Below are 21,418 nucleotides of genomic sequence, written 5' to 3' on the forward strand. Positions count from 1 at the left end.
CTAAGGTGCAATGATTTATTTTCCATAAACATCATAAAATAGGTTAATTCAAAAAAATTTATAATATATAATAGGTCATCACACCTATCTGGTTAATTAAAATTCTATGTCGGCAAAGTGAAATTTTGGCTTATCGGCTGATTATAAAAACCAAGATATAAAAAAAAATAAACCATAAAATAGCCGAGAATAAGATATTTAAGAAGTTGAATAGATAAGTAAACGAATGGACAATATATGTTTATTTCCAAAATTATATTAGGTCACAAACTTGCTATAATCTATCAAAAACGTAGATTTATTAGGATTAATAGTATAAACCATATAAATAAACTGCCTAAACCATACATTTATTGAAACATAATAATTGTTAGACAGAACCTAAAAATTAATATTATACATCTAATTTTAACTCTCAGGTTTTTAAATTTCCATAAAGACTATAGTAAAGATTTTTAAGATTTATTTTCCTAATAGAAGAATCAAAAAGTGTTGATAACAAGGAGGGAAAAGAGCTGAATGGGAAAGGATGTTTAGGAGAGGTAATTAAGATGAGGGATGGGAGGATTGATGAAAGGGATGGGAGGATTGGTTGAAACAGGATGGATGGGATGGGAGGATGGACCTAGACCGTCATGGAAAACATACTTCCGCCTGAAAGTCCCCCATTCCGTAGGGGCGGATCGCATCCGCCCGCTGCCGTGCACCTGACCTGCCCGCTCCCTTACCGCTTCCCCAAAGTCCATAAAAACAGAAAGCCCGCTGTCTGTTGACAGCGGGCTCCCGTATAAAATTAGGCACCGACCTACTCTCCCACCTGTTACGGCAATACCATCGGCTCTGGCGGGCTTAACTTCTCTGTTCGGAATGGGAAGAGGTGGACACCGCCGATATAGGCACCTGAATACCTTTTTGTACATGCCCTTGGGGCAGCGTACATTGACATGTTATTGGAAGAAAAGATCAGAAAAAGAGAGAGGACAACAGGTCTATCCGCATTGGAAAGCTTCGGGCTATTAGTACCACTCGGCTTTGGTCTCTCAACCTTTACACCTGTGGCCTATCGACGTCGTAATCTCCGACGACCCTTGTGAGGAAGTCTCATCTCGTGGCTAGTTTCGCACTTAGATGCTTTCAGCGCTTATCTATCCCGGACGTAGCTACCCTGCCGTACACCTGGCGGCATAACAGGTTCACCAGCGGTCCGTCCAACCCGGTCCTCTCGTACTAAGGTCAGATCCACTCAAACTTCCAGCGCCCACAACAGATAGGGACCGAACTGTCTCGCGACGTTCTGAACCCAGCTCGCGTGCCACTTTAATGGGCGAACAGCCCAACCCTTGGGACCTTCTCCAGCCCCAGGATGTGACGAGCCGACATCGAGGTGCCAAACCTCCCCGTCGATATGAGCTCTTGGGGGAGATCAGCCTGTTATCCCCAGAGTACCTTTTATCCTTTGAGCGATGGCCCTTCCATACAGAACCACCGGATCACTATGTCCGTCTTTCGACCCTGGTCGACTTGTAGGTCTCACAGTCAAGCAAGCTTATGCCATTGCACTCCACGTACGGTTACCAAGCGTACTGAGCTTACCTTTGAAAGCCTCCGTTACCTTTTTGGAGGCGACCACCCCAGTCAAACTACCCACCAAACAATGTCTCCCGTATAACGGGATTAGAAACCGGATACAGAAAGGGCGGTATTTCAAGGTCGTATCCGCGATTCCTGGCGAAACCGCTTCAATTACTCCCGCCTATCCTACACATCCTGTACCCAATTCCAATGTTAAGCTATAGTGAAGGTTCATGGGGTCTTTCCGTCCCGTTGCGGGTAACCGGCGTCTTCACCGATACCACAATTTCACCGAGCTCATGGCTGAGACAGCGCCCAGATCGTTACACCATTCGTGCAGGTCGGAACTTACCCGACAAGGAATTTCGCTACCTTAGGACCGTTATAGTTACGGCCGCCGTTTACTGGGGCTTCGATTCAATGCTTCTCCTTGCGGATGACATCCCCTCTTAACCTTCCAGCACCGGGCAGGTGTCAGGCCTTATACCTCATCTTTCGATTTCGCAAAGCCATATGTTTTTGCTAAACAGTCGCCTGGGCCTTTTCACTGCGGCTTCTCCATCGCTGGAGGAAGCGCCCCTTCTCCCGAAGTTACAGGGCCATTTTGCCGAGTTCCTTAGCCATGATTCACTCGAGCACCTTAGGATCCTCTCCTCGACCACCTGTGTCGGTTTGCGGTACGGGTCTTGATGGCCTGGAGCTTAGCGGGTTTTCTTGGAAGTCTGCTTACCTGCGCTATCAGCGCCCCCGAGGGTTTGCTGTACTATCGGGCTTCGGCTGTACCGGCGGATTTGCCTACCGGTCCAATACCTTTGCCCTTCAACGAACTATTCCGTCAGTTCGCGGCAGTGTCACTACTCCGTCACCACATCGCAGCCATCAACAGTACGGGAATATTAACCCGTTGGCCATCGGCTGCCTCCCTTCGGATGCGCCTTAGGTCCCGACTGACCCTGATCCGATTAGCGTTGATCAGGAAACCTTGGTCTTTCGGTGGGCGGGTTTCTCACCCGCCTTATCGTTACTTATGCCTACATTTGCTTTTCCATCAGGTCCACCACGGGTCGCCCCGCGGATTCGCCCCCGATGGAATGCTCCCCTACCAGTGCAATAAATTGCAATCCATAGCTTCGGTACCGTTCTTGATGCCCGTTTATTATCCACGCCCGGCCGCTCGACTAGTGAGCTGTTACGCACTCTTTAAATGAATGGCTGCTTCCAAGCCAACATCCTAGCTGTCTGGGCAACCGGACCTCGTTAGTTCAACTTAGAACGGATTTGGGGACCTTAGCTGATGGTCTGGGTTCTTTCCCTCTCGGCCTTGGACCTTAGCACCCAAAGCCTCACTGCCGGCCATATCTAGCAGCATTCGGAGTTCGTCTGGATTTGGTAGGATTTGACTCCCCCGCACCCAATCGGTAGCTCTACCTCTGCTAGACTCCATGCCGACGCTGTTCCTAAAAACATTTCGGGGAGTACGAGCTATTTCCCAGTTTGATTGGCCTTTCACCCCTACCCTCAGGTCATCCGGAAACTTTTCAACGTTTATCGGTTCGGTCCTCCAGTACGTGTTACCGCACCTTCAACCTGCCCAAGGGTAGATCACAAGGTTTCGCGTCTACCTCGTCCGACTGTGCGCCCTGTTCAGACTCGCTTTCGCTTCGGCTCCTGGCCTTAAGCCATTAACCTTGCCGGACAAGAGTAACTCGTAGGCTCATTATGCAAAAGGCACGCCGTCACGGAATCGCTCCGCTCCGACCGCTTGTAAGCACACGGTTTCAGGTTCTTTTCACTCCCCTGTTCGGGGTTCTTTTCACCTTTCCCTCACGGTACTGGTCCACTATCGGTCTCTCAGGAGTATTTAGCCTTGCCAGATGGTGCTGGCGGATTCCCACAGGATTTCTCCGGTCCCGCGGTACTCAGGATACCACTATGCCTGTATTCTTTGCCTGTACGGGGCTCTCACCCTTATCGCGCAGTTTCCCACCTGCTTCCAGTTCATAGCACAGTACAATGCCGTGGTCCTACAACCCCGCCCATGCCTTGACATGGACGGTTTGGGCTCTTTCCCGTTCGCTCGCCACTACTTGGGAAATCATTGTTATTTTCTCCTCCTACGCCTACTTAGATGTTTCAGTTCAGCGCGTTCGCTTCAATTTGATGGCATGTCTTCAACATGCCGGGTTGCCCCATTCGGAAATCCACGGATCGAGTCGCATTTGCCGATCCCCGTGGCTTATCGCAGCTTATCACGTCCTTCATCGCCTCTGAGAGCCTAGGCATCCCCCGTGTGCCCTTGTTTACTTTCTTCACGCTACCACCCCTTTTGCAAAGTGGTAGGTTGCTTTTTGGTCCCATGCATTGCTGCATGGAGCCTCTGTTGTCTTCTCTTGTTAATCTCTTTTCTTCCAATATGTCAAAGAACTCTCTGTTCAGATGTGAGTATCGAGATGTGGGATATGAGATATAAAATCCCTTAACCTACATAGCTCCGTGTGACCCCCTGGCATGGACCGGCATTGCACCGTCCCATATCTCAGATCTCACTTCTCATATCTAACCTGTGGAGAATAACGGATTCGAACCGTTGACCCCCTGCGTGCAAGGCAGGTGCTCTAGCCAGCTGAGCTAATCCCCCGTGTGTGGTAGTCCCGAGCAGATTTGAACTGCTGACCCCTACATTATCAGTGTAGTGCTCTAACCAACTGAGCTACGGGACTAGCTTATCTCTCTCATCTCTCGGTGTCACCGGTTGTCGGGCAGTACGGTGTCTAGATACTAAATACTAGATACTCGGTACTGTCCCACAGGGTGGGCACTTTCTTCTGAATGTCTTTTTTTCTGTATAGATCATGTATGTGGCGCAGCTCCCCCGGAGCGGGCTCTAGAAAGGAGGTATTCCAGCCGCACCTTCCGGTACGGCTACCTTGTTACGACTTAGCCCCAATTACCGGTTTTACCCTAACACGCTCCTTGCGGTTACATGCTTTAGGTACCCCCAGCTTTCATGGCTTGACGGGCGGTGTGTACAAGGCCCGGGAACGTATTCACCGCGTCATTGCTGATACGCGATTACTAGCGAATCCAACTTCACGGGGTCGAGTTGCAGACCCCGATCCGAACTGTGAATGGCTTTTCGAGATTGGCACCACATTGCTGTGTAGCTGCCCGCTGTACCATCCATTGTAGCACGTGTGTAGCCCCGGACGTAAGGGCCATGATGACTTGACGTCGTCCCCGCCTTCCTCTCTGCTTGCGCAGGCAGTCTGTTTAGAGTCCCCACCTTGACGTGCTGGCAACTAAACATAGGGGTTGCGCTCGTTGCGGGACTTAACCCAACACCTCACGGCACGAGCTGACGACAGCCATGCAGCACCTAGTTTCCTGTCCCGAAGGACGGGCGCGTCTCTGCGCCCTTCAGTAACTTTCAAGCCCGGGTAAGGTTCCTCGCGTATCATCGAATTAAACCACATGCTCCTCCGCTTGTGCGGGCCCCCGTCAATTCCTTTGAGTTTCACCCTTGCGGGCGTACTCCCCAGGTGGATGACTTAACGCTTTCGCTTGGACGCTTACGGTATATCGCAAACATCGAGTCATCATCGTTTAGGGCGTGGACTACCAGGGTATCTAATCCTGTTCGATCCCCACGCTTTCGTGCATCAGCGTCAATAACGGCTTAGACAGCTGCCTTCGCAATCGGTGTTCTGAGACATATCTATGCATTTCACCGCTACTTGTCTCATTCCGCCGTCTTCAACCGCATTCAAGCACTTCAGTATCAAGGGCACTGCGACAGTTGAGCTGCCGTCTTTCACCCCTGACTTAAAGTGCCGCCTACGCACCCTTTAAACCCAATAAATCCGGATAACGCTCGGATCCTCCGTATTACCGCGGCTGCTGGCACGGAGTTAGCCGATCCTTATTCTTTAGGTACATTCAGCCCGCTACACGTAGCGGGGTTTATTCCCTAACAAAAGCAGTTTACAACCCATAGGGCAGTCGTCCTGCACGCGGCATGGCTGGTTCAGGGTTGCCCCCATTGACCAATATTCCTTACTGCTGCCTCCCGTAGGAGTCTGGTCCGTGTCTCAGTACCAGTGTGGGGGATTCTCCTCTCAGAGCCCCTAGACATCGTCGCCTTGGTGGGCCGTTACCCCACCAACTAGCTAATGTCACGCGAGCCCATCCATATCCTATGAATATTTGACTACCTCCCGATGCCGGAAAGCAGTGTCATGCGGTGTTAATCCGGATTTCTCCGGGCTATCCCCCTGATATGGGCAGGTTGCTCACGCGTTACGCACCCGTGCGCCACTCTCACCATCGGTAGCAAGCTACCGATGGATCCCGTCCGACTTGCATGTATTAGGCCTGCCGCTAGCGTTCATCCTGAGCCAGGATCAAACTCTCCATTGTAAAATGAAGTGTAAGACCAAGACTATTTATAATAAATAGAATCGTTGTCTTATAAAAATGTTTTCCTCCCGCTCCGGGATACCTGAATTGATTTTGTAAATCTTGTTCAGCTACCGTACTCTCGTACGGGTCGCTGCGCTACATGATCATTTAAAGAACTTATCGCGCCTGGGCATCTCGCTTCGGCTTTTTTATGTTGTGTCCCCTCCGTAAAGGAAGGTCGCAATCTGTCATTTTTTTCCGCTCCGGACATCGCGTCCGTCGCTGTTTCCCTTGGTTGGGACTGCAAAGGTAGGAACCTTTTCTGAAACCGCAAAATCTTTTTTCAAATATTTTTTGGTGGTCTTTTTTCGGTGGCGTTTGTTCCGCGATTTCCCGCTTCCCCTGGCCGTTTTCCTATCCCTTATGTCAGTGGCCCTGCGGCCGTCCCTCCCTTGCGGAGTGGTGCAAAGATAGGGACAAAATACCTTCACTTCCAAGGGTACCGCCAAAGTATTTTTCGCCAGGGGGCATAACTCGCTGTAGCATTGCCAGATAAATTTTACTGGGGACAGCGAAAAAGGGGCAAAAGGGGGCGAAAGGAAGGCTTCCCGGGCCTTTCCATGGTCTTGGCCCATCCTCCTATCCTCCCCATCCTGGTCCCTGCCCAGATCTTGGCCCATCCTCGGATCCCCTCCATCCTGGTTCAAATGCGTGGGGCGGGCGAATTCGATCCGCCCCTACCGTGGATCGGAACCCTAGTCCAAAAATCCCCCCTCCCTTTCCAGCTGACCTCATTCGACCCACATTCGGAAATCTCGCAACGCAAACCAAGCCATCCCCCTTCCGTTCCCGCAGAATCAACGTCCCACCCTCGGGTACGCTGCGGGCATTCCAGCTCCCTCCACCGAAGCTTTCCCGAACATGCCCCGAATGAGTCCCGAACCAGACCCATACAAAAACACCTCATTTTATTCCCCTAAACAAAACCATTTTAGAACCCTTTCCTCCCATTTTGTCCACAAAAAAGAAAGGGCCATCTTGAAAAACATCAAGATGACCCTTTAATTCTTATATACTCAGCAGCTACTGCTTAAATACCCAAAACCTTTGGAGTGTATAATTAAACCCTAATGAGACTATAATCTCTACAATAAGCTTGGATAGCAAGAAGTGCAGGTGCCAAATGTCTACCAAAACATGGATACCCAAGGATTTCAGGGTAATGCTACCGACAACAACGATAATGAACTTCCACAGTTGGCTGCCAATGGACTTCTCGGTATTGCCGAAAGACCAATATCGATTGATGGTAAAGTTAACGATAGCACCTAAGCTACCAGAGACCACGTTGGAAAAAGGCGCGGTAAAATTCAGGACCGTATAGCAAAAGGTGTAAATCCCAAAATCAGAAAGTCCGCCAATAAATGCGGACAACTGTGCTCTGAGAAATACCCTTAATTTATCGGACATGCCTTATTCGTTAATTTCTGTTTCCTTAAGCTTGTTTGCCTTTTCTTCAAGATCCTTTGCGTCACCAAGGTCCAGTAATTTCTTGGTATCACCGATATTAATGAAGAATAAGATAATACAGATCAAAAGGACTGAATAGTTAATCGACCCTGGAACTATTACTTCCAAGACCATAACTAAACTGATAATCACACGGATTTCGGTCGGACCTAACAATCCTGCATCAATGGTGTACTTATCGGTAATCCTATACCGCAATTGGGAAATGATCATCGCCCAGCCATATAAGGCTACCAAAGTAAAACCTAGATATTTAAAATCTCCTGTAGCATATAGCACATAGCCTAGACCGATCATCACGGTGGAAATCCAGTCCATCACGATGTCTAGGGCAAAGCCATACCATTTACGGGATTTATTTCTATAGAAGGCGATCCTTCCATCCAATGAGTCACCAAACCATTGCACGAAGAAGCCGACGATCCCCAAGAGGAGGAAATAAATGTTTACATATTCTGCAAGCAAGAAACTCCCTAGGATCATAAAAGATCCGAAGAGGCCGATGGCGGTCAGGCCATCAGAGGAGATCCACTCTGGGATCTTCGGAACCAGGTAGGAAATTAGTTTCTGTTCCGGATTACTTAAAATATTAGTTCGCTTTCTATCTTGAAAAAGCTTTTTATTAATTTTTTGTCCACTCATTTCAACTGAAAATTTAGAGCCACTTATTTTCTTTATACCATAATAAACTTGCCTTCAATCCTTCGTCCAATTTATACTGGGGATCAAAGTTCAAGTTTTGCACTGCATGTGTAATATCACAACCCCAGTTTTCTGCGGTTAGCTCTCTTAGTCTTTCAGGGTAGATGACGGGAGTTTTAGCGGAATTGCGATATAGTCTTTGTGAGAGTTCGGCAACGCTTTTCACCAGACCTAATGGAACATGCATTCTGAAAAGTCTTTTATTCAGGACTTCCTTGAAAATTTCAGCCATCGCATAACGGGAATACACCTCGCCATCGCTGATATTATACATTTGGAGTCCGTCTTGTTTTACCAGGCAACCTTTCAATAGTACATCGACTAGGTCCTTGACATAGATAAAACTCAATTTTTGCGGATTTTTCCCAATATAGGGGTCCAATCCCTTGTTCATTGTATCGAAAAGAATAAAAATATCCTTTTCACGGGGACCATAAACTGCCGTTGGTCGGAATATGGAAATGGGGGCATCGGCATATTTCTCCTGAATCATCAGTTCAGAAGCTTCCTTGCTCCTGCCATAAACAGTCAATGGGCGATATGGTGTTTTTTCGGTAATCAATGCATCACTGCTGTATGGAATAGGACCTATGGCAGCCAAGCTACTTACGTAACTGATTCTTTCCAAAGGCATGATATCAGCCGTGGCAGCAGAAAGAATAGCATCTGTATAGCCAACATTGACCTCCCGCATTATATTTTCATCCTTTGCCTTTGTCATTGCAGCGGCATGGATGATATAATTGTATTGTTCTTTTTCGAAAAGTGCTTTTAACTCGTCTTCGTTTCCGAGGTTCGGATAGACAAACTGATCGACATAAGGCTGGATATCCTGGATCTTACTGGATTTGCGGACCGCAGCATGGACCTCCAGGCCTAAGCTTTGGGCAGCCTCAACAAGGTGAGAGCCTACAAAACCACTCGCACCAGTTATGAAAATCTTTTTTTTCATATCGCTTTTTCGAAGAGGCGATAGCGCTTGTAAAACTCAGCGTTGATCTGTTCAATAGCGTGATTCATGAGGTAGTTATGATCCAACATCCAGGAACATTCAGCTTCAACGATACCTGAAGGGATTGCATTTTTGATAATGCGACCGTAAAGGCAAGCTTCAATTCCTAATTTGCGGTAATTGTCCAATACACCCAACATCAAAACCCTTACGGATTTTACTTTTTTCAAGCCAAACAAAAGCTTAAAGATACCGGTCGGCAACAATCTACCACGCTTGATCTTGATCTGGATTTCATTGACATTTGGAATACCTAGCGCAAATCCAATGATATCGTCACCCTTTTCAGCGACAATGCAGTATTTAGGATCAACGATCATTTTCAGATCTTTTGCGGTATGCATAAACTCCTCATCTGTCATTGGAACAAACCCTAGGTTTTTGTCCCAGGCTTTATTATAGACTTTTTTAATCTTGTCTGCTTCTCTAGCGAAATCTTTCATATTGATTTCTCTCAAAATGATCCCAGAACGTTTCAGTCTAGTTTCCAATTTATCCAAGAGCAAAACAGAGCGTTTATTGGAGTTCTCCTTATTTACCAAGTAAGCCCTTAGGTCAACTTTTTTACCAAAGCCGGCATTCAGGATCAAATCTTGGTAATAAGGCGGGTTGTAAGGCATCATGGCCATTGGAGGCCTATCGAAACCTTCAACCAAAAGACCCACGCTGTCATTGGTAGACAGGTTAATTGGTCCAACTATATTGTTTGCCCCTTTACCTTTTACCCACTCTTCAGCAGCTTGGAACAATTTATCGGCAACATCCTGATCATTCACACAATCAAAGAAACCGAATTGACCTTCATTTACATTGTTAAACTGATTATGGTTTGTATTGTAAATTGCTGCGATACGCCCGACAATCTTATCATCTTGGTAAGCCAAGAACAATTGCACGGATGAATGCTTGTAGAACGGGTGTTTAGCGGGATTCAACATATCATCCTGTGCAACAAAAAGCTCTGGAACATAATTTGGATCTCCTTCATAAAGGTCATGAGGAAAATCGATAAATTTTGCTCTTTGTTTTTTGCTTTCAACAGGAACTATAGTAATCACTTTTATCTGATTTTATTCACTAATAAAACTTTCAACCTCCAGTGCTTTGAAAACTTTGGTCATTTTCTCAACGGCTTCATCGATCTGATCGAAAGTATGGGTAGCCATTAATGAGAAACGGATCAAAGATTCTTCGGCAGGAACTGCAGGCGCAACAACAGGATTAACAAAAACTCCGTCATCCTGAAGCATTTTAGTAACGATATATGTTTTTTCGTTGTTTCTTACGAAAACAGGTAAGATAGGGCTTTCGGTAGCACCTAAGTCAAACCCGTTGTCTAACAACAATTTTTTAGCGTAGTTGGTGTTTGCCCACAATCTTTCGATATGCTCAGGTTCTGTTTGGATGATTTCCAATGCTTTCAATGTAGAAGCCACAGAAGCAGGTGTCATACTTGCGCTGAACATCAAAGATCTAGCACGGTGTTTCAAAAACTCGATAGTATCTCTATCTGCAGCAACGAAGCCACCAAGAGAGGCCAAGGATTTACTGAAAGTACCCATGATCAAGTCTACCTGATCAGTAAGACCGAAGTGGCTAGCAGTACCCGCACCATTATGGCCGATAACCCCTAAACTATGGGCATCATCACACAATATAGCAGCGTCAAATTCGTTAGCTACTTGAACAAGGTCAGGTAGGTTTACGATATCCCCTTCCATACTGAAGATACCATCAGTAGCAATTAACTTAAAGCTTTCTTCAGGAAGGCGAGAGATTTTATCTCTTAGGTCTTCGATATTGTTGTGAGCGTATTTAATAACTTTCGAGAATGACAAGCGAGAACCATCAATAATTGAAGCGTGGTCACGTTCATCCAAAAGGATATAGTCATGACGTCCTGTTAAGCAAGAAAGGGGTCCTAGGTTGGATTGGAAACCCGTACTGAATAAGATAGCAGATTCCTTACCTACGTAATCAGCAAGTTTCTCTTCCAATTCCACGTGGATATCAAGAGTTCCGTTCAAGAAACGAGAACCGGCACATCCAGTACCATATTTTTCAAGAGCATCCTGAGAAGCCTTAATAATTCGAGGATCCGTCGTCAGTCCTAGGTAAGAATTCGAACCAAACATTAATACTCTGCGTCCGTCAATTTTGACTTCAGTATCCTGTTTAGATTGGATCGGTCTAAAATAAGCATATAAGTTTTTTGACTTGATATCTCCTAACTCGCCATTTAAAAACCGCGCAGTTCTTTCGTTTAATTTTCCCTTGCTCATTCGTCAGGTATCTATTTTCTCAATAATATTTACTTTTTGAACTTTTAACAAAAATCGTCAAAAATCCCACAAAGGTACAAAACAAGTTCTATTCACATAAATTAAATCATGTTTATATTACTTTTTATTACCTTTCTTTACAAAAAATCGACGCAAACATACAAAACTTAAACCTCAAATTATGTTTGATTTGACATATAAATATCATAAAATTAAATTAATATTAAGAGAATGTTTAGTGTATATTACATCGAAATTTTGCAAAATTTCATAAATTCTTACATTTGTGCTTCAATATAATTAATAAAAATGGCAATTTCATCAACGGTTAACATTAAAAACAAACGCGCATCCTTTGAGTATCACTTACTTGACACCTATGTTGCGGGCTTAGCTTTATTGGGTACCGAGATCAAATCCATCCGTCAAGGGAAAGCTAATATCAACGATAGTTTCTGTGCATTTTTTGAGGATGGGCTCTATATCCGTAACATGCACATTGCCGAATATTCATTTGGATCATTCTATAACCACGAATCCAAACGAGATCGTAAATTGCTTCTTTCCAAAAAAGAGCTGAAGAAATTGCGTGAAAAGGGTGAGGAAAAGGGTTTTACCATTGTTCCGTTGCGCATCTTTATCAATGAAAGAGGTTTTGCCAAAGTAGAGATTGCCCTAGCACAGGGTAAGAAGGACTTTGATAAGCGAGAAACCATTAAAGAGCGTGAGAGCAAAAGGGAATTGGACCGAGCTATGAAACGCTAATGTCTATTTTTCGCTGGTAATTACCTGGAGTCATATTCTCTCTGGCCTTGAATAAACGGCTGAAATAATTTACATCCGTAAAGCCACAAGCGTAACAGACTTCTTTGATCGACATATTTGCACTCAGCATTTCCTTGGCCTTTCTCAAGCGTTCCCGAATTACGAGTTCCATCGGGGTAATTCCATATTCATCCTTAAAAATCCTAAAGAGCGTTGCCTTGCTCATATTAGCCTTTCGGCTCAAATCTTCTATGGTAATCCTTTCCGTTAGGTGTTCCCGAATGTATTTTTTGAGGTTGGACATTTCATCATTACCTGAAATTGAGGGTTCGACCAATTCACCCAACTGTTGCTGTTGAATAATCCTGATCAACAGTTCCTTGAAGAGCAGATCAGCCAAGACATCTTTAAAAGGGTCATTACTGATCATATTGCTGAACAATTTATTGGTCAAGCTTGCGAGTTCGTCGGTATTCAGCAAATGGAACTTATTCCAAGAGAAGTCCCAGGACAGGCTATTATTTATTTTGGGATAGGCATTATTGAGGTAATCGATGGTCTCTTCGATTTTATCAGCCGAGATCAATAAAGCAGTACATTGGGTAGGCTCCATGATTTTAGCATCCGGGAAATCGATTTTCATGGGTCTATGGGCAGGAAGCACCAAGGTCTCACCAGGGAGATAATCAAATGCAGGCACATCCTCAAGGTGCATGATTTTCTTTCCCTTCAGCATATTGATGATGACCATATCATTAAACTTTAGGGGCACCAACTGGCTGGCTTGATAGGTTTCATAGACATTCAATTCGAAATTGTTCAATGTATACGCACGTCTATTTTCAACCAAAGTGTTCAATTCCCTCTCCGACGAATAAGGAAGCTCTCGGACTAAATTATTCTTTCCCATACGACTCTATTTTATAACTGGCTGTTAACCAAAAATAAAAAAAAGTAAACAAAATCAAAAAACAAGCTATTTGAAAATATTGTGCTATGATTAGCGACGATAATGCTAAACAAAAAAATTAGCTGTTGGTAAATTTGAGAAAGAGTCCAATATAAACTATTAAAAAGACAGAACTATGAGCGAATTAAAAAGACCTACGTTCAAAGAGCGTTACGATAATTACATTAATGGAACCTTCGTTCCACCAACCCAAGGAAAATATTTTGATAATATCTCACCCATTGACGGAAAGCCCTTTACACAGGTTGCCCATTCGACCAAGGAGGATATTGATAAAGCTGTAGAAGCAGCAAGTAAAGCATTTGAGACTTGGAGCAAGACTTCAGCGACCGAACGCAGTAATATCTTATTTAAGATTGCTGACCGTATCGAACAGCACTTAGAGCAAGTAGCAATCGTGGAGACGATCGACAACGGTAAGGCGGTACGTGAAACATTGAATGCTGATATTCCATTGGCGATTGACCATTTCCGTTATTTTGGCGGTGTGATCCGCGCAGAAGAAGGTTCATTATCTGAGTTGGACAGCACTACGGTTTCCTTGATCGTAAATGAACCAATCGGTGTAGTGGCCCAGATCATCCCTTGGAATTTCCCGATCCTGATGGCGGTTTGGAAATTGGCACCGGCACTGGCTGCAGGATGTACCGTAGTCTTGAAACCGGCAGAGAGTACCCCTACCTCCATTATGGTATTGATGGAAATCATTGGAGATTTACTTCCTCCAGGCGTGATCAACGTTGTGAACGGTTTCGGATCGGAGTTAGGCCGTCATCTGGTAACCCATCCGAAAGTTGCCAAGGCTGCCTTCACAGGCTCTACTGCAACGGGAAGAATGGTGATGCAATATGCCACAGAAAACATTATCCCAGTGACATTGGAATTAGGCGGAAAGTCTCCGAACGTGTTCTTTGAGTCAGTAATGGATGAAGATGACTCCTTTTTGGACAAGGCAATTGAAGGTGCAGTATTATTTGCGTTGAACCAAGGCGAGATCTGTACTTGTCCATCCAGGTTATTGATTCAAGAGTCCATCTATGATAAATTTATAGAACGCGTCATTGAAAGAGTAAACCAGATCAAAGTTGGAAATCCATTGGATCCAACGGTGATGATGGGAGCGCAAGCTTCCAAAATACAGAAGGACAAAATCATGTCCTACATCAAATTAGGAAAAGAGGAAGGTGCGGAAGTTTTAACCGGAGGTGATGAAAACCATTTAGGCGGTGACATCGATGATGGATATTACATCAAGCCTACCCTATTCAAAGGGAACAATAAGATGCGCATTTTCCAAGAGGAGATCTTCGGTCCAGTATTGGCCGTTACGACATTCAAGGATGTTGACGAGGCCATTGCCATTGCGAATGATACCATATATGGATTAGGAGCGGGTGTATGGACACGAGATGCGCATGAATTGTACATGGTTCCTAGAGCTATACAGGCTGGTCGGGTTTGGGTAAACCAATACCACAGCTATCCTGCGGGAGCTCCATTTGGTGGTTATAAACAGTCCGGAATTGGACGTGAGAACCACAAAATGATGTTAGCCTATTACCGTCAAGCTAAAAACATGCTCATCTCATACAGCAAAGAAAAGCTTGGATTCTTTTAATAGAGTTTAATAGTTAAATGTGTGAAAAGGGGTTATGCTCTATAACCCCTTTCTTAACAAAAGCAAGATATGATTTCAAGGATAGATGTAACTGAGGATGCGAAAGCAGTAATCAAGGAATTGACTGAGAAACACGGACCGTTGATGTTTTATCAAGCGGGCGGATGCTGTGAAGGAACCCAACCTCAATGTTTTGAAAAAGGCGGATTTTACCCTCGGATGAACGATGCCATGATCGGATTGGTCGAGGGTTTTGAGTTTTGGGTGGACCGTGATCTTTTTGAATACTGGAAGTTTTCACATTTTACGCTAGATGTACTGGATGGGTTTGGACCAGGAGGATTTTCATTGGAAACCCCTATGGGTAAAACCTTCAAGATCCATTATCGATTATTTACAGAAGAAGAACTGAAGGAATTGCCTGAGGTCATTCGGAACGAATAATCTGATTTTTATTTTTACAGGTTCAATTGCTTTCTGAAAGTCAATAAAGCCTTCTTATGCTGTTTTTTTGATAAATGATCTGTACATTTAAAGACAGGTCGAATTTATTAAACCCAGAAAAACAGATGACAAGTCCTTCCCTATTTTCACCATTAAAACTTTCTCAATTAGAATTAAAAAACAGAGTCGTTGTATCACCGATGTGTCAATACAGTGCTGTTGATGGCTTTGCCAATGATTGGCATTTGGTCCATCTCGGTCAATTTGCCATTGGTCGAGCGGGTGCAGTGATCCAAGAGGCTACCGCTGTAAGTCCAGAAGGCAGGATTTCTTATGGCGACCTAGGGATTTGGAAGGATGAGCATATAACTAAATACAAACAGATAACCAGTTTTATTAAAGGACAGGGAAGTCAAGTGGGTATACAATTGGCACATGCTGGAAGAAAGGCGAGCACCGATCTGCCTTGGATCAGCAGGAAGCAATTTCTCCCAAATGAAGAGCATGGTTGGCAAACTGTAGCTCCTTCTCCAATTGCATACCATGAAAAAGAACATCCACCCATTGGATTAAACAAAAGCGAAATTCAAGACATCATCCAGCAATTTAAAGCAGCTGCGGCAAGAGCTGTGGAGGCTGGTTACCAAATAATCGAAATCCATGCTGCCCATGGTTATTTGATCCATCAGTTTTTATCGCCATTGGTAAATTTAAGGGATGATGAATATGGAGGGAGTTTTGAAAATAGGATCAGGTTGTTGTTGGAGATCGTAGACTCCATTCAATCGGTTCTGAACTCTGAACATTCCCTATGGGTGAGGTTATCGGCTACGGATTGGGCTGAGGGCGGTTGGGATATTGAGGAGACCATTCAATTGATCCACATCTTGAAAGAGAAAGCCGTTGAAGTTGCTGATATTTCTTCGGGTGGTGCTGTTTCCTTCCAGAAAATTCCGGTTGGCCCTGGATATCAGGTTCCATTTGCGGATCAAGTGAAGCAAGAAACTGGAATTACGACTGGGGCTGTTGGTCTAATAACCAGCGCCAAACAGGCACAGGATATCCTAGATCGAGGTGCGGCAGATCTAATTCTTTTGGGCAGGGAGTTTTTGAGACATCCACACCTGGTCTACGGTTGGGCCCAAGAATTGGGGGTAGACTTGAACTGGGCACCTCAATATGCAAGGGCAAAAATGGAATAGGATTTTATTCTACATCCAAACCTTCCAAGACTGGAATAGGTTTTTTGTCGTCACCTAAGGCTACGAAAGTGAACCGGCCTTGGATGGCTAATTCACGGCCATCCTCGTACATGCTTTCTCTAAAGATCTCTACATAGACCTTTAAACTAGTTCTGCCGACAGTCTCTACTCTAGCTACCGCTTCAACAATACTTGCAGAAGGGATCGCTTTATGGAAGTCAATTTTGTCGGTCGATACAGTTACTAGGGATTTTCTACAAAAACGTGTAGCACACATAAAGGAAACCTCATCCATGATCGCCATTGCTTTACCACCGAATAGGGTGTCATGATGATTGGTAAGGGAAGGAAACACAGTCATGGTAATTCGTGTTTCGCTTTGATCGATACGTTCTTGAACAGTCATTTTTTAAATTGAGCCGCAAAGTTAATCAACTTTTTCGCTTTCTACGACTATTCCGATACCTTTCAACAGCATGGACGCATTAAAAATGGTACATGCACCATCCTTTAATTTATAGTCAAACAGCATTTCAGAACCATGCACTTGGATATCAAAATGATAGTTTTTTAGGTAACCCGGATAATCATTTACCAGTTCAGAAAGCTGCAGGTCATGGGTTGCCAACATGCCGCGACCATGTAGCTCGATTAATTTCTTGATAATAGCTTTTGATCCCAAATATTTATCGACAGAGTTCGTTCCTCTCAGCATTTCATCAATCAAGAAATAGCTGGATTTGATATCTTTCACGCGTTCCAGGATAAACTTCATGCGGTCCAGCTCTGCTTTGAAGGTGGAGGTACTTTCGTTTAGGGAGTCCTTGATTCGCATATAGGTTACTAGCTGATAGATCGGAAGTGCAAAGTTCTTGGCACAGACCACAGCGCCTGTATAAGCCAATACTGCATTGATCCCTATCGTTCTCAGAAAAGTACTCTTACCTGCCATATTGGACCCTGTAATCAAGGCGATTTTATGGTCTTGGGCATGATAATCATTCGCAATCGACTTATTGGAAGGGATCAATGGATGATTGATATCCTCGGCAATAAGTTGATCCTTTTCAAAATCATTCAAGATGTTGGGTTGGGTCCAGTCCGCATGATTATAAGCAAGAATGGATAGGGACACCAAGCTTTCATATTTTGCTACCGCATCAAAGCCTGAGAGAATGGAATCTTCGTATTGATCTTTCCATTTGCTGATTGCCATTACTTGTTTAAAATCCCATAAGGCAAGCATGTTTAAGATAGCACCAATCAGCATATTGTTTCTCACATCCAGTTTATCGATCAACTTACCCAGCTCATTGATAATGCTGGATAGTTTCTTTTGTTGGGATTCGACTTCAATCTTCTTTTGCAGTTCCTGATTAAGTCTAGCGCTATACTTTTTATCTTCCATTAATTTGATGGCATCTGCAAAGCCGATCAAAGAGACTCCTATCTTATCGATTTTATTGGAGAAATGGCTGACTTTACCAGCTTGCGCCATGGTCCATAGGAGATGGATAATGCCTAAGCCTAAAAGATAGCCCCCTATATTGTGAACAAAGATGGAGAATAGTATTCCCGCCAAAAAGATCCAAGGTACGATAGGGACATAGATTTTATAGAATGCATTGCCAAATTGGAAGGATTTATCGTGGAAGTAACTATAGATATAGGATCTTAAATTGATCTTGGATCCTAGATTGAACAACATTTTAGTTTGGAAAGCCTGCAGATGTTCAGGATCATTTTTTAATTCCTCTACGGCTTCTTGTCTAGCGGAAATCTCCTCTTTGCTGGACGGGGCATCCATCCAAGAGTGCAAAACCGCTACCCCATCTTTAGTAGCACAACGGTTAACCATTTCAAACAAGGAGTTTGGTCCGAAAATATCAAGGTCTGAACTATAGGGATGTTTTGGATCTTCGTAAGTTTCACCATCATCGTACATGTTCTTTTTGCGGTCTTGAATATGGAGCTCATTTTCATTGACACTTAAAAACACTTTAGCTTCCTGGAGTTGCCTATCTACCTTTGCCTGCCTGTACACCAAGAATGCAAACAGGAAAATCACCAAAAGAAATGCTCCCAACACCAGAAAGATATTGTTCAAGGAGAATAATTGCCATATCCCTATAGCTCCAAGAACCATCAGCCCTAACCGGAGAAAGGCATTCTTGTTGATTTGCTTCTCTAATGATTTTATTTCTTCTTTGGTCCTATTGACATTGCTTTGGTAGAAATCTGCACTCATAGGAGCTAAGGTAGGTATTAGATATGAGAATTGAGATGTGAGTATTGAGATAAATAGCAGCTTTCAATACAAAAAAGACGCCATTACCGGCGTCTTTTATCTCATATCTCATATCTCATTTCTTCCGAGCTACCAAGCCTGATCTCCTACCAATGGGACAAACCTAAAAGTATCGAGTTCGATCCTTTCGAAGTCGTTTTCACCGACACGGAGAATGGTTACCATTTTCTGGAATTTCTCGTCACCGACTGGGATAACTAAAAGACCACCTAGACGAAGTTGTTTCAGCATTTTTTCAGGCACGAACGGAGCTCCGGCAGTTACTATGATTTTGTCGTATGGTGCTTTTTCGGGAATACCTTTGGAGCCATCGCCTAAGAAGAAGTTTGGTTTATAGCCCATATAAGGCAATACTTGAATGGTTCGATGGTAAAGGTTTTCCTGACGCTCGATAGTATACACGTCAGCCCCCAATTCCATAAGGATGCAGGTCTGATAACCAGAACCAGTACCGATCTCGAGGACTTTATCGCCTTTTTTGATGTGCAGTAATTGGCTTTGATAAGCTACGGTGTAAGGTTGGGAAATGGTCTGGCCATCACCGATTGGAAATGCAATATCCCGGTAAGCTTGGTTCCAGAAGGTTTCATCAAAAAAGAAATGACGAGGGACTTTTGCAATCGCTTGCAACACCTTCTTATCCTCTATCCCACGTTTTTCGAGATGCTTCACCAACTGCTTCCTTGCGCCCTGTTCCCGGTAATTGTCTATAAACTTATAAGCCATATGTCTCAAAATTACCCTTATTTTACCATATTATTAAGGTTAAAATGCAAAACATTCAAGGTCAGAACGGTTCTGAAAAATGATAAAGAAAATATCCTTAAGCTATATTTTTTGTACTTTTATAGGTGAAGGAAATTAATAAAACAATATTCCTATTAAACCCCAAAAAATTGATAAAATGAAAAAACTGACTATTTATCTGTTTATCATATTACTGCAGTTCCAAGTAGTGCTTGCCCAAGAGACTTCACCCAATGACGATGATGTCATGAAGGTCCTTGCCATAGGGAATAGCTTTTCGGAAGATGCTTTAGAGAATTACCTTCATGAGCTATCAACTGCTGCAGGCAAAAAGATTGTAATCGGCAATTTATATATCGGAGGAGCACCCTTAGATTTACACTTAAAAAATGCTCATAATAACCTGAAAGCATACAGCTATCGAAAAATAAGCTTGGATGGATCCAAGAAAACAACGGAGCAGACCAGTATAGAAGATGCACTTGCGGATGAAAACTGGGATTATGTGAGTTTGCAACAAGCCTCTCCCCTTTCTGGAAAATACAATGTCGTTATGCAAACGCTGACTGATCTTTGGACTTATGTATTTGCACATGTTCACCCCGACACCAAACTTGTTTATCACCAAACATGGGCCTATCAACAAGATTCGAAACATGAAGGATTCACGAACTATGACAATAGCCAAAAAAACATGTATGATAGCATCATGAGTGTAACCTCGAGATTGGATAAAACGGGTGATTATGCTTTTATCGTTCCAGATGGTACCACCATCCAGAATGGGAGAACAAGTTCTATTGGAGATAATTTCACTCGCGACGGTTATCATTTGAATCTGGACTATGGAAGATTTGCTGCGGCATTGACTTGGTATGCTAAATTATTCAATCTTGATCCTACAAAAACAGATTATAAACCAGAAAAGGTTACGGATTTGCAGGCAAAGATCGTAAAGGAGGCTGCTAAGAAGGCTGTGAAAAAACCATTCAAGGTTTCTAAGGTGAAAAAGTAGGTTAATAACTTTTATTTAAAGTAAATTTAATTTCAAATACTCTTGCTAGTCGCCCACGTGTTTTGTATGTTTAGTATAAAACAAACAGGTGTGATATGGCAACTTTAAAAAATGGAAATCAGATCCCACTAAATGGAAAAGTGGGATTTTTTGTTTATAGCAGTACGAAAAGTCCTGTTGCAACAAATCCATCTCAATTACGATTGACTAAGGACAGAGTCTTTCCACAAAACAAATCAGATTCTAAATTCAATTACCTCAAAGAATACATAGCAGAGATCCTGCCCTATATTCGATTGGGCTTCAAAAACTACCATGAGGAATGGACCAGTTACCATGCTGCCATGTCGTATAATTTCAAGAATGCCATCATTGAAAGGGAATCTAGGTTTGAACTGAATTGGGAGAAGTTCAGTATCAGCAAAGGTTTTGAAAACCCAATACAGGACATCAAGATCGAATTATGCGATGAAACTGATTCTTTTCGGATCTATTGGGATTATGATAAGATTTTGTTCAATGCCTACAACATGGACAACTATAGGATTATGATTCTTCTACAACCTGAGAGCAATGGGGAAAATAAGATCTACGGGATGGTGAATGGAAACCTATTGCTGGACAAGCAACAAGAATTATTCTTTAGGAAAAAGAATAAGGAGGCTATTTATCATTTGTATGTCGCCTTCCTTTCTAATGATGGCAGCTATAATTGCACGGATAGTATGTATTTGGGCAAAATATGATTTCGTGTATAGTTTATAGCAGGAATAGCTTAATAACAAAAAATTTTAATATTATTTAATTTTAGCTTTTGTAAATAAGGGCGGATTATATAAATTTGGCGCAATTT

At 43.5% G+C, this 21,418-nt stretch carries 15 protein-coding genes, 2 tRNA genes and 3 rRNA genes; 6 read left to right on the forward strand and 14 right to left on the reverse strand.

The genetic code is table 11. The annotated features are described in order from the left end of the window. Window positions 1–792: 792 nt before the first annotated feature. The 10 genes from rrf to spt form a co-directional block, all read right to left on the reverse strand. Window positions 793–904: ribosomal RNA gene (rrf, locus tag CKW03_RS15555) — 5S ribosomal RNA — on the reverse strand. 93 nt (window positions 905–997) lie between these two features. Next, a 23S ribosomal RNA gene (locus CKW03_RS15560) occupies window positions 998–3,882 on the reverse strand. A 254-nt stretch (window positions 3,883–4,136) separates the two neighbouring features. Continuing rightward, a tRNA-Ala gene (locus CKW03_RS15565) sits at window positions 4,137–4,210 on the reverse strand. A gap of 5 nt (window positions 4,211–4,215) precedes the next feature. Then, window positions 4,216–4,292, reverse strand: a tRNA-Ile gene (locus CKW03_RS15570). 168 nt (window positions 4,293–4,460) lie between these two features. Further along, window positions 4,461–5,988, reverse strand: a 16S ribosomal RNA gene (locus CKW03_RS15575). The 16S, 23S and 5S rRNA genes sit together here with 2 tRNA genes alongside, the layout of an rRNA operon. Window positions 5,989–7,053: 1,065 nt before the next feature. Beyond that, window positions 7,054–7,440 (reverse strand): GtrA family protein, encoded by a 387-nt coding sequence (locus CKW03_RS15590; protein ID WP_093101452.1) that lies wholly within the window; start codon window positions 7,438–7,440, stop codon window positions 7,054–7,056. A gap of 3 nt (window positions 7,441–7,443) precedes the next feature. Next, window positions 7,444–8,142: a CDP-alcohol phosphatidyltransferase family protein gene (locus tag CKW03_RS15595; protein ID WP_093101450.1), complete on the reverse strand. Its 699-nt coding sequence runs from the start codon at window positions 8,140–8,142 to the stop codon at window positions 7,444–7,446. Between the two features lie 13 nt (window positions 8,143–8,155). Then, on the reverse strand, window positions 8,156–9,154 hold the full coding sequence (locus CKW03_RS15600) for an NAD-dependent epimerase/dehydratase family protein (RefSeq protein WP_093101448.1): 999 nt from the start codon (window positions 9,152–9,154) through the stop codon (window positions 8,156–8,158). Beyond that, entirely contained in the window at window positions 9,151–10,272 is a 1,122-nt protein-coding gene (locus CKW03_RS15605; protein WP_093101446.1) for a hypothetical protein, read from the reverse strand. Before CKW03_RS15605 ends, CKW03_RS15600 begins: the two co-directional genes overlap by 4 nt. 12 nt (window positions 10,273–10,284) lie before the next feature. Next, window positions 10,285–11,496, reverse strand: a complete 1,212-nt coding sequence (gene spt / locus CKW03_RS15610; protein ID WP_093101444.1) for a serine palmitoyltransferase — start codon at window positions 11,494–11,496, stop codon at window positions 10,285–10,287. A 309-nt stretch (window positions 11,497–11,805) separates the two neighbouring features. Here spt and smpB point away from each other — a divergent pair, with 309 nt between their 5' ends. After that, window positions 11,806–12,261, forward strand: a complete 456-nt coding sequence (gene smpB / locus CKW03_RS15615) for an SsrA-binding protein SmpB (RefSeq protein ID WP_093101442.1) — start codon at window positions 11,806–11,808, stop codon at window positions 12,259–12,261. On the opposite strand, the gene CKW03_RS15620 is transcribed toward smpB, so the two are convergent. Beyond that, the gene (locus CKW03_RS15620; protein WP_093101440.1) at window positions 12,248–13,171 is read right to left on the reverse strand and encodes an AraC family transcriptional regulator; all 924 of its coding nucleotides are present in this window, start codon (window positions 13,169–13,171) and stop codon (window positions 12,248–12,250) included. The two genes, smpB and CKW03_RS15620, sit on opposite strands and share 14 nt — an antisense overlap. 175 nt (window positions 13,172–13,346) lie before the next feature. Between CKW03_RS15620 and CKW03_RS15625 the strand changes: the two genes are divergently transcribed. From CKW03_RS15625 to CKW03_RS15635, 3 genes are all read left to right on the forward strand, one after another. Next, on the forward strand, window positions 13,347–14,849 hold the full coding sequence (locus CKW03_RS15625; RefSeq protein WP_093101438.1) for an aldehyde dehydrogenase family protein: 1,503 nt from the start codon (window positions 13,347–13,349) through the stop codon (window positions 14,847–14,849). Window positions 14,850–14,918: 69 nt separating this feature from the next. Next, window positions 14,919–15,293 (forward strand): DUF779 domain-containing protein, encoded by a 375-nt coding sequence (locus CKW03_RS15630; RefSeq protein ID WP_093101436.1) that lies wholly within the window; start codon window positions 14,919–14,921, stop codon window positions 15,291–15,293. Between the two features lie 125 nt (window positions 15,294–15,418). Further along, on the forward strand, window positions 15,419–16,495 hold the full coding sequence (locus CKW03_RS15635; RefSeq protein ID WP_093101458.1) for an NADH:flavin oxidoreductase/NADH oxidase: 1,077 nt from the start codon (window positions 15,419–15,421) through the stop codon (window positions 16,493–16,495). 4 nt (window positions 16,496–16,499) lie between these two features. Here the strand turns inward: CKW03_RS15635 and CKW03_RS15640 are convergent, their stop codons facing one another. The 3 genes from CKW03_RS15640 to CKW03_RS15650 form a co-directional block, all read right to left on the reverse strand. Further along, window positions 16,500–16,901 carry an acyl-CoA thioesterase gene (locus CKW03_RS15640; RefSeq protein WP_093101434.1) on the reverse strand — a complete coding sequence of 134 codons (402 nt, stop codon included), beginning with the start codon at window positions 16,899–16,901 and terminating at the stop codon, window positions 16,500–16,502. A gap of 21 nt (window positions 16,902–16,922) precedes the next feature. Then, the gene (locus tag CKW03_RS15645; RefSeq protein ID WP_093101432.1) at window positions 16,923–18,743 is read right to left on the reverse strand and encodes a MutS-related protein; all 1,821 of its coding nucleotides are present in this window, start codon (window positions 18,741–18,743) and stop codon (window positions 16,923–16,925) included. Between the two features lie 129 nt (window positions 18,744–18,872). Further along, complete coding sequence (locus CKW03_RS15650; RefSeq protein ID WP_093101430.1) at window positions 18,873–19,529, reverse strand: protein-L-isoaspartate(D-aspartate) O-methyltransferase; 657 nt, start codon at window positions 19,527–19,529, stop codon at window positions 18,873–18,875. Between the two features lie 178 nt (window positions 19,530–19,707). On the opposite strand from CKW03_RS15650, the gene CKW03_RS15655 reads away from it, so the two are divergent. Beyond that, window positions 19,708–20,565 carry a DUF4886 domain-containing protein gene (locus CKW03_RS15655; RefSeq protein ID WP_093101428.1) on the forward strand — a complete coding sequence of 286 codons (858 nt, stop codon included), beginning with the start codon at window positions 19,708–19,710 and terminating at the stop codon, window positions 20,563–20,565. A 95-nt stretch (window positions 20,566–20,660) separates the two neighbouring features. Continuing rightward, window positions 20,661–21,311 (forward strand): DUF6266 family protein, encoded by a 651-nt coding sequence (locus CKW03_RS15660; RefSeq protein WP_093101426.1) that lies wholly within the window; start codon window positions 20,661–20,663, stop codon window positions 21,309–21,311. Window positions 21,312–21,418 lie beyond the last annotated feature (107 nt).

Source organism: Sphingobacterium mizutaii, from assembly GCF_900187125.1.
Classification (GTDB): Bacteria; Bacteroidota; Bacteroidia; order Sphingobacteriales; family Sphingobacteriaceae; genus Sphingobacterium; species Sphingobacterium mizutaii.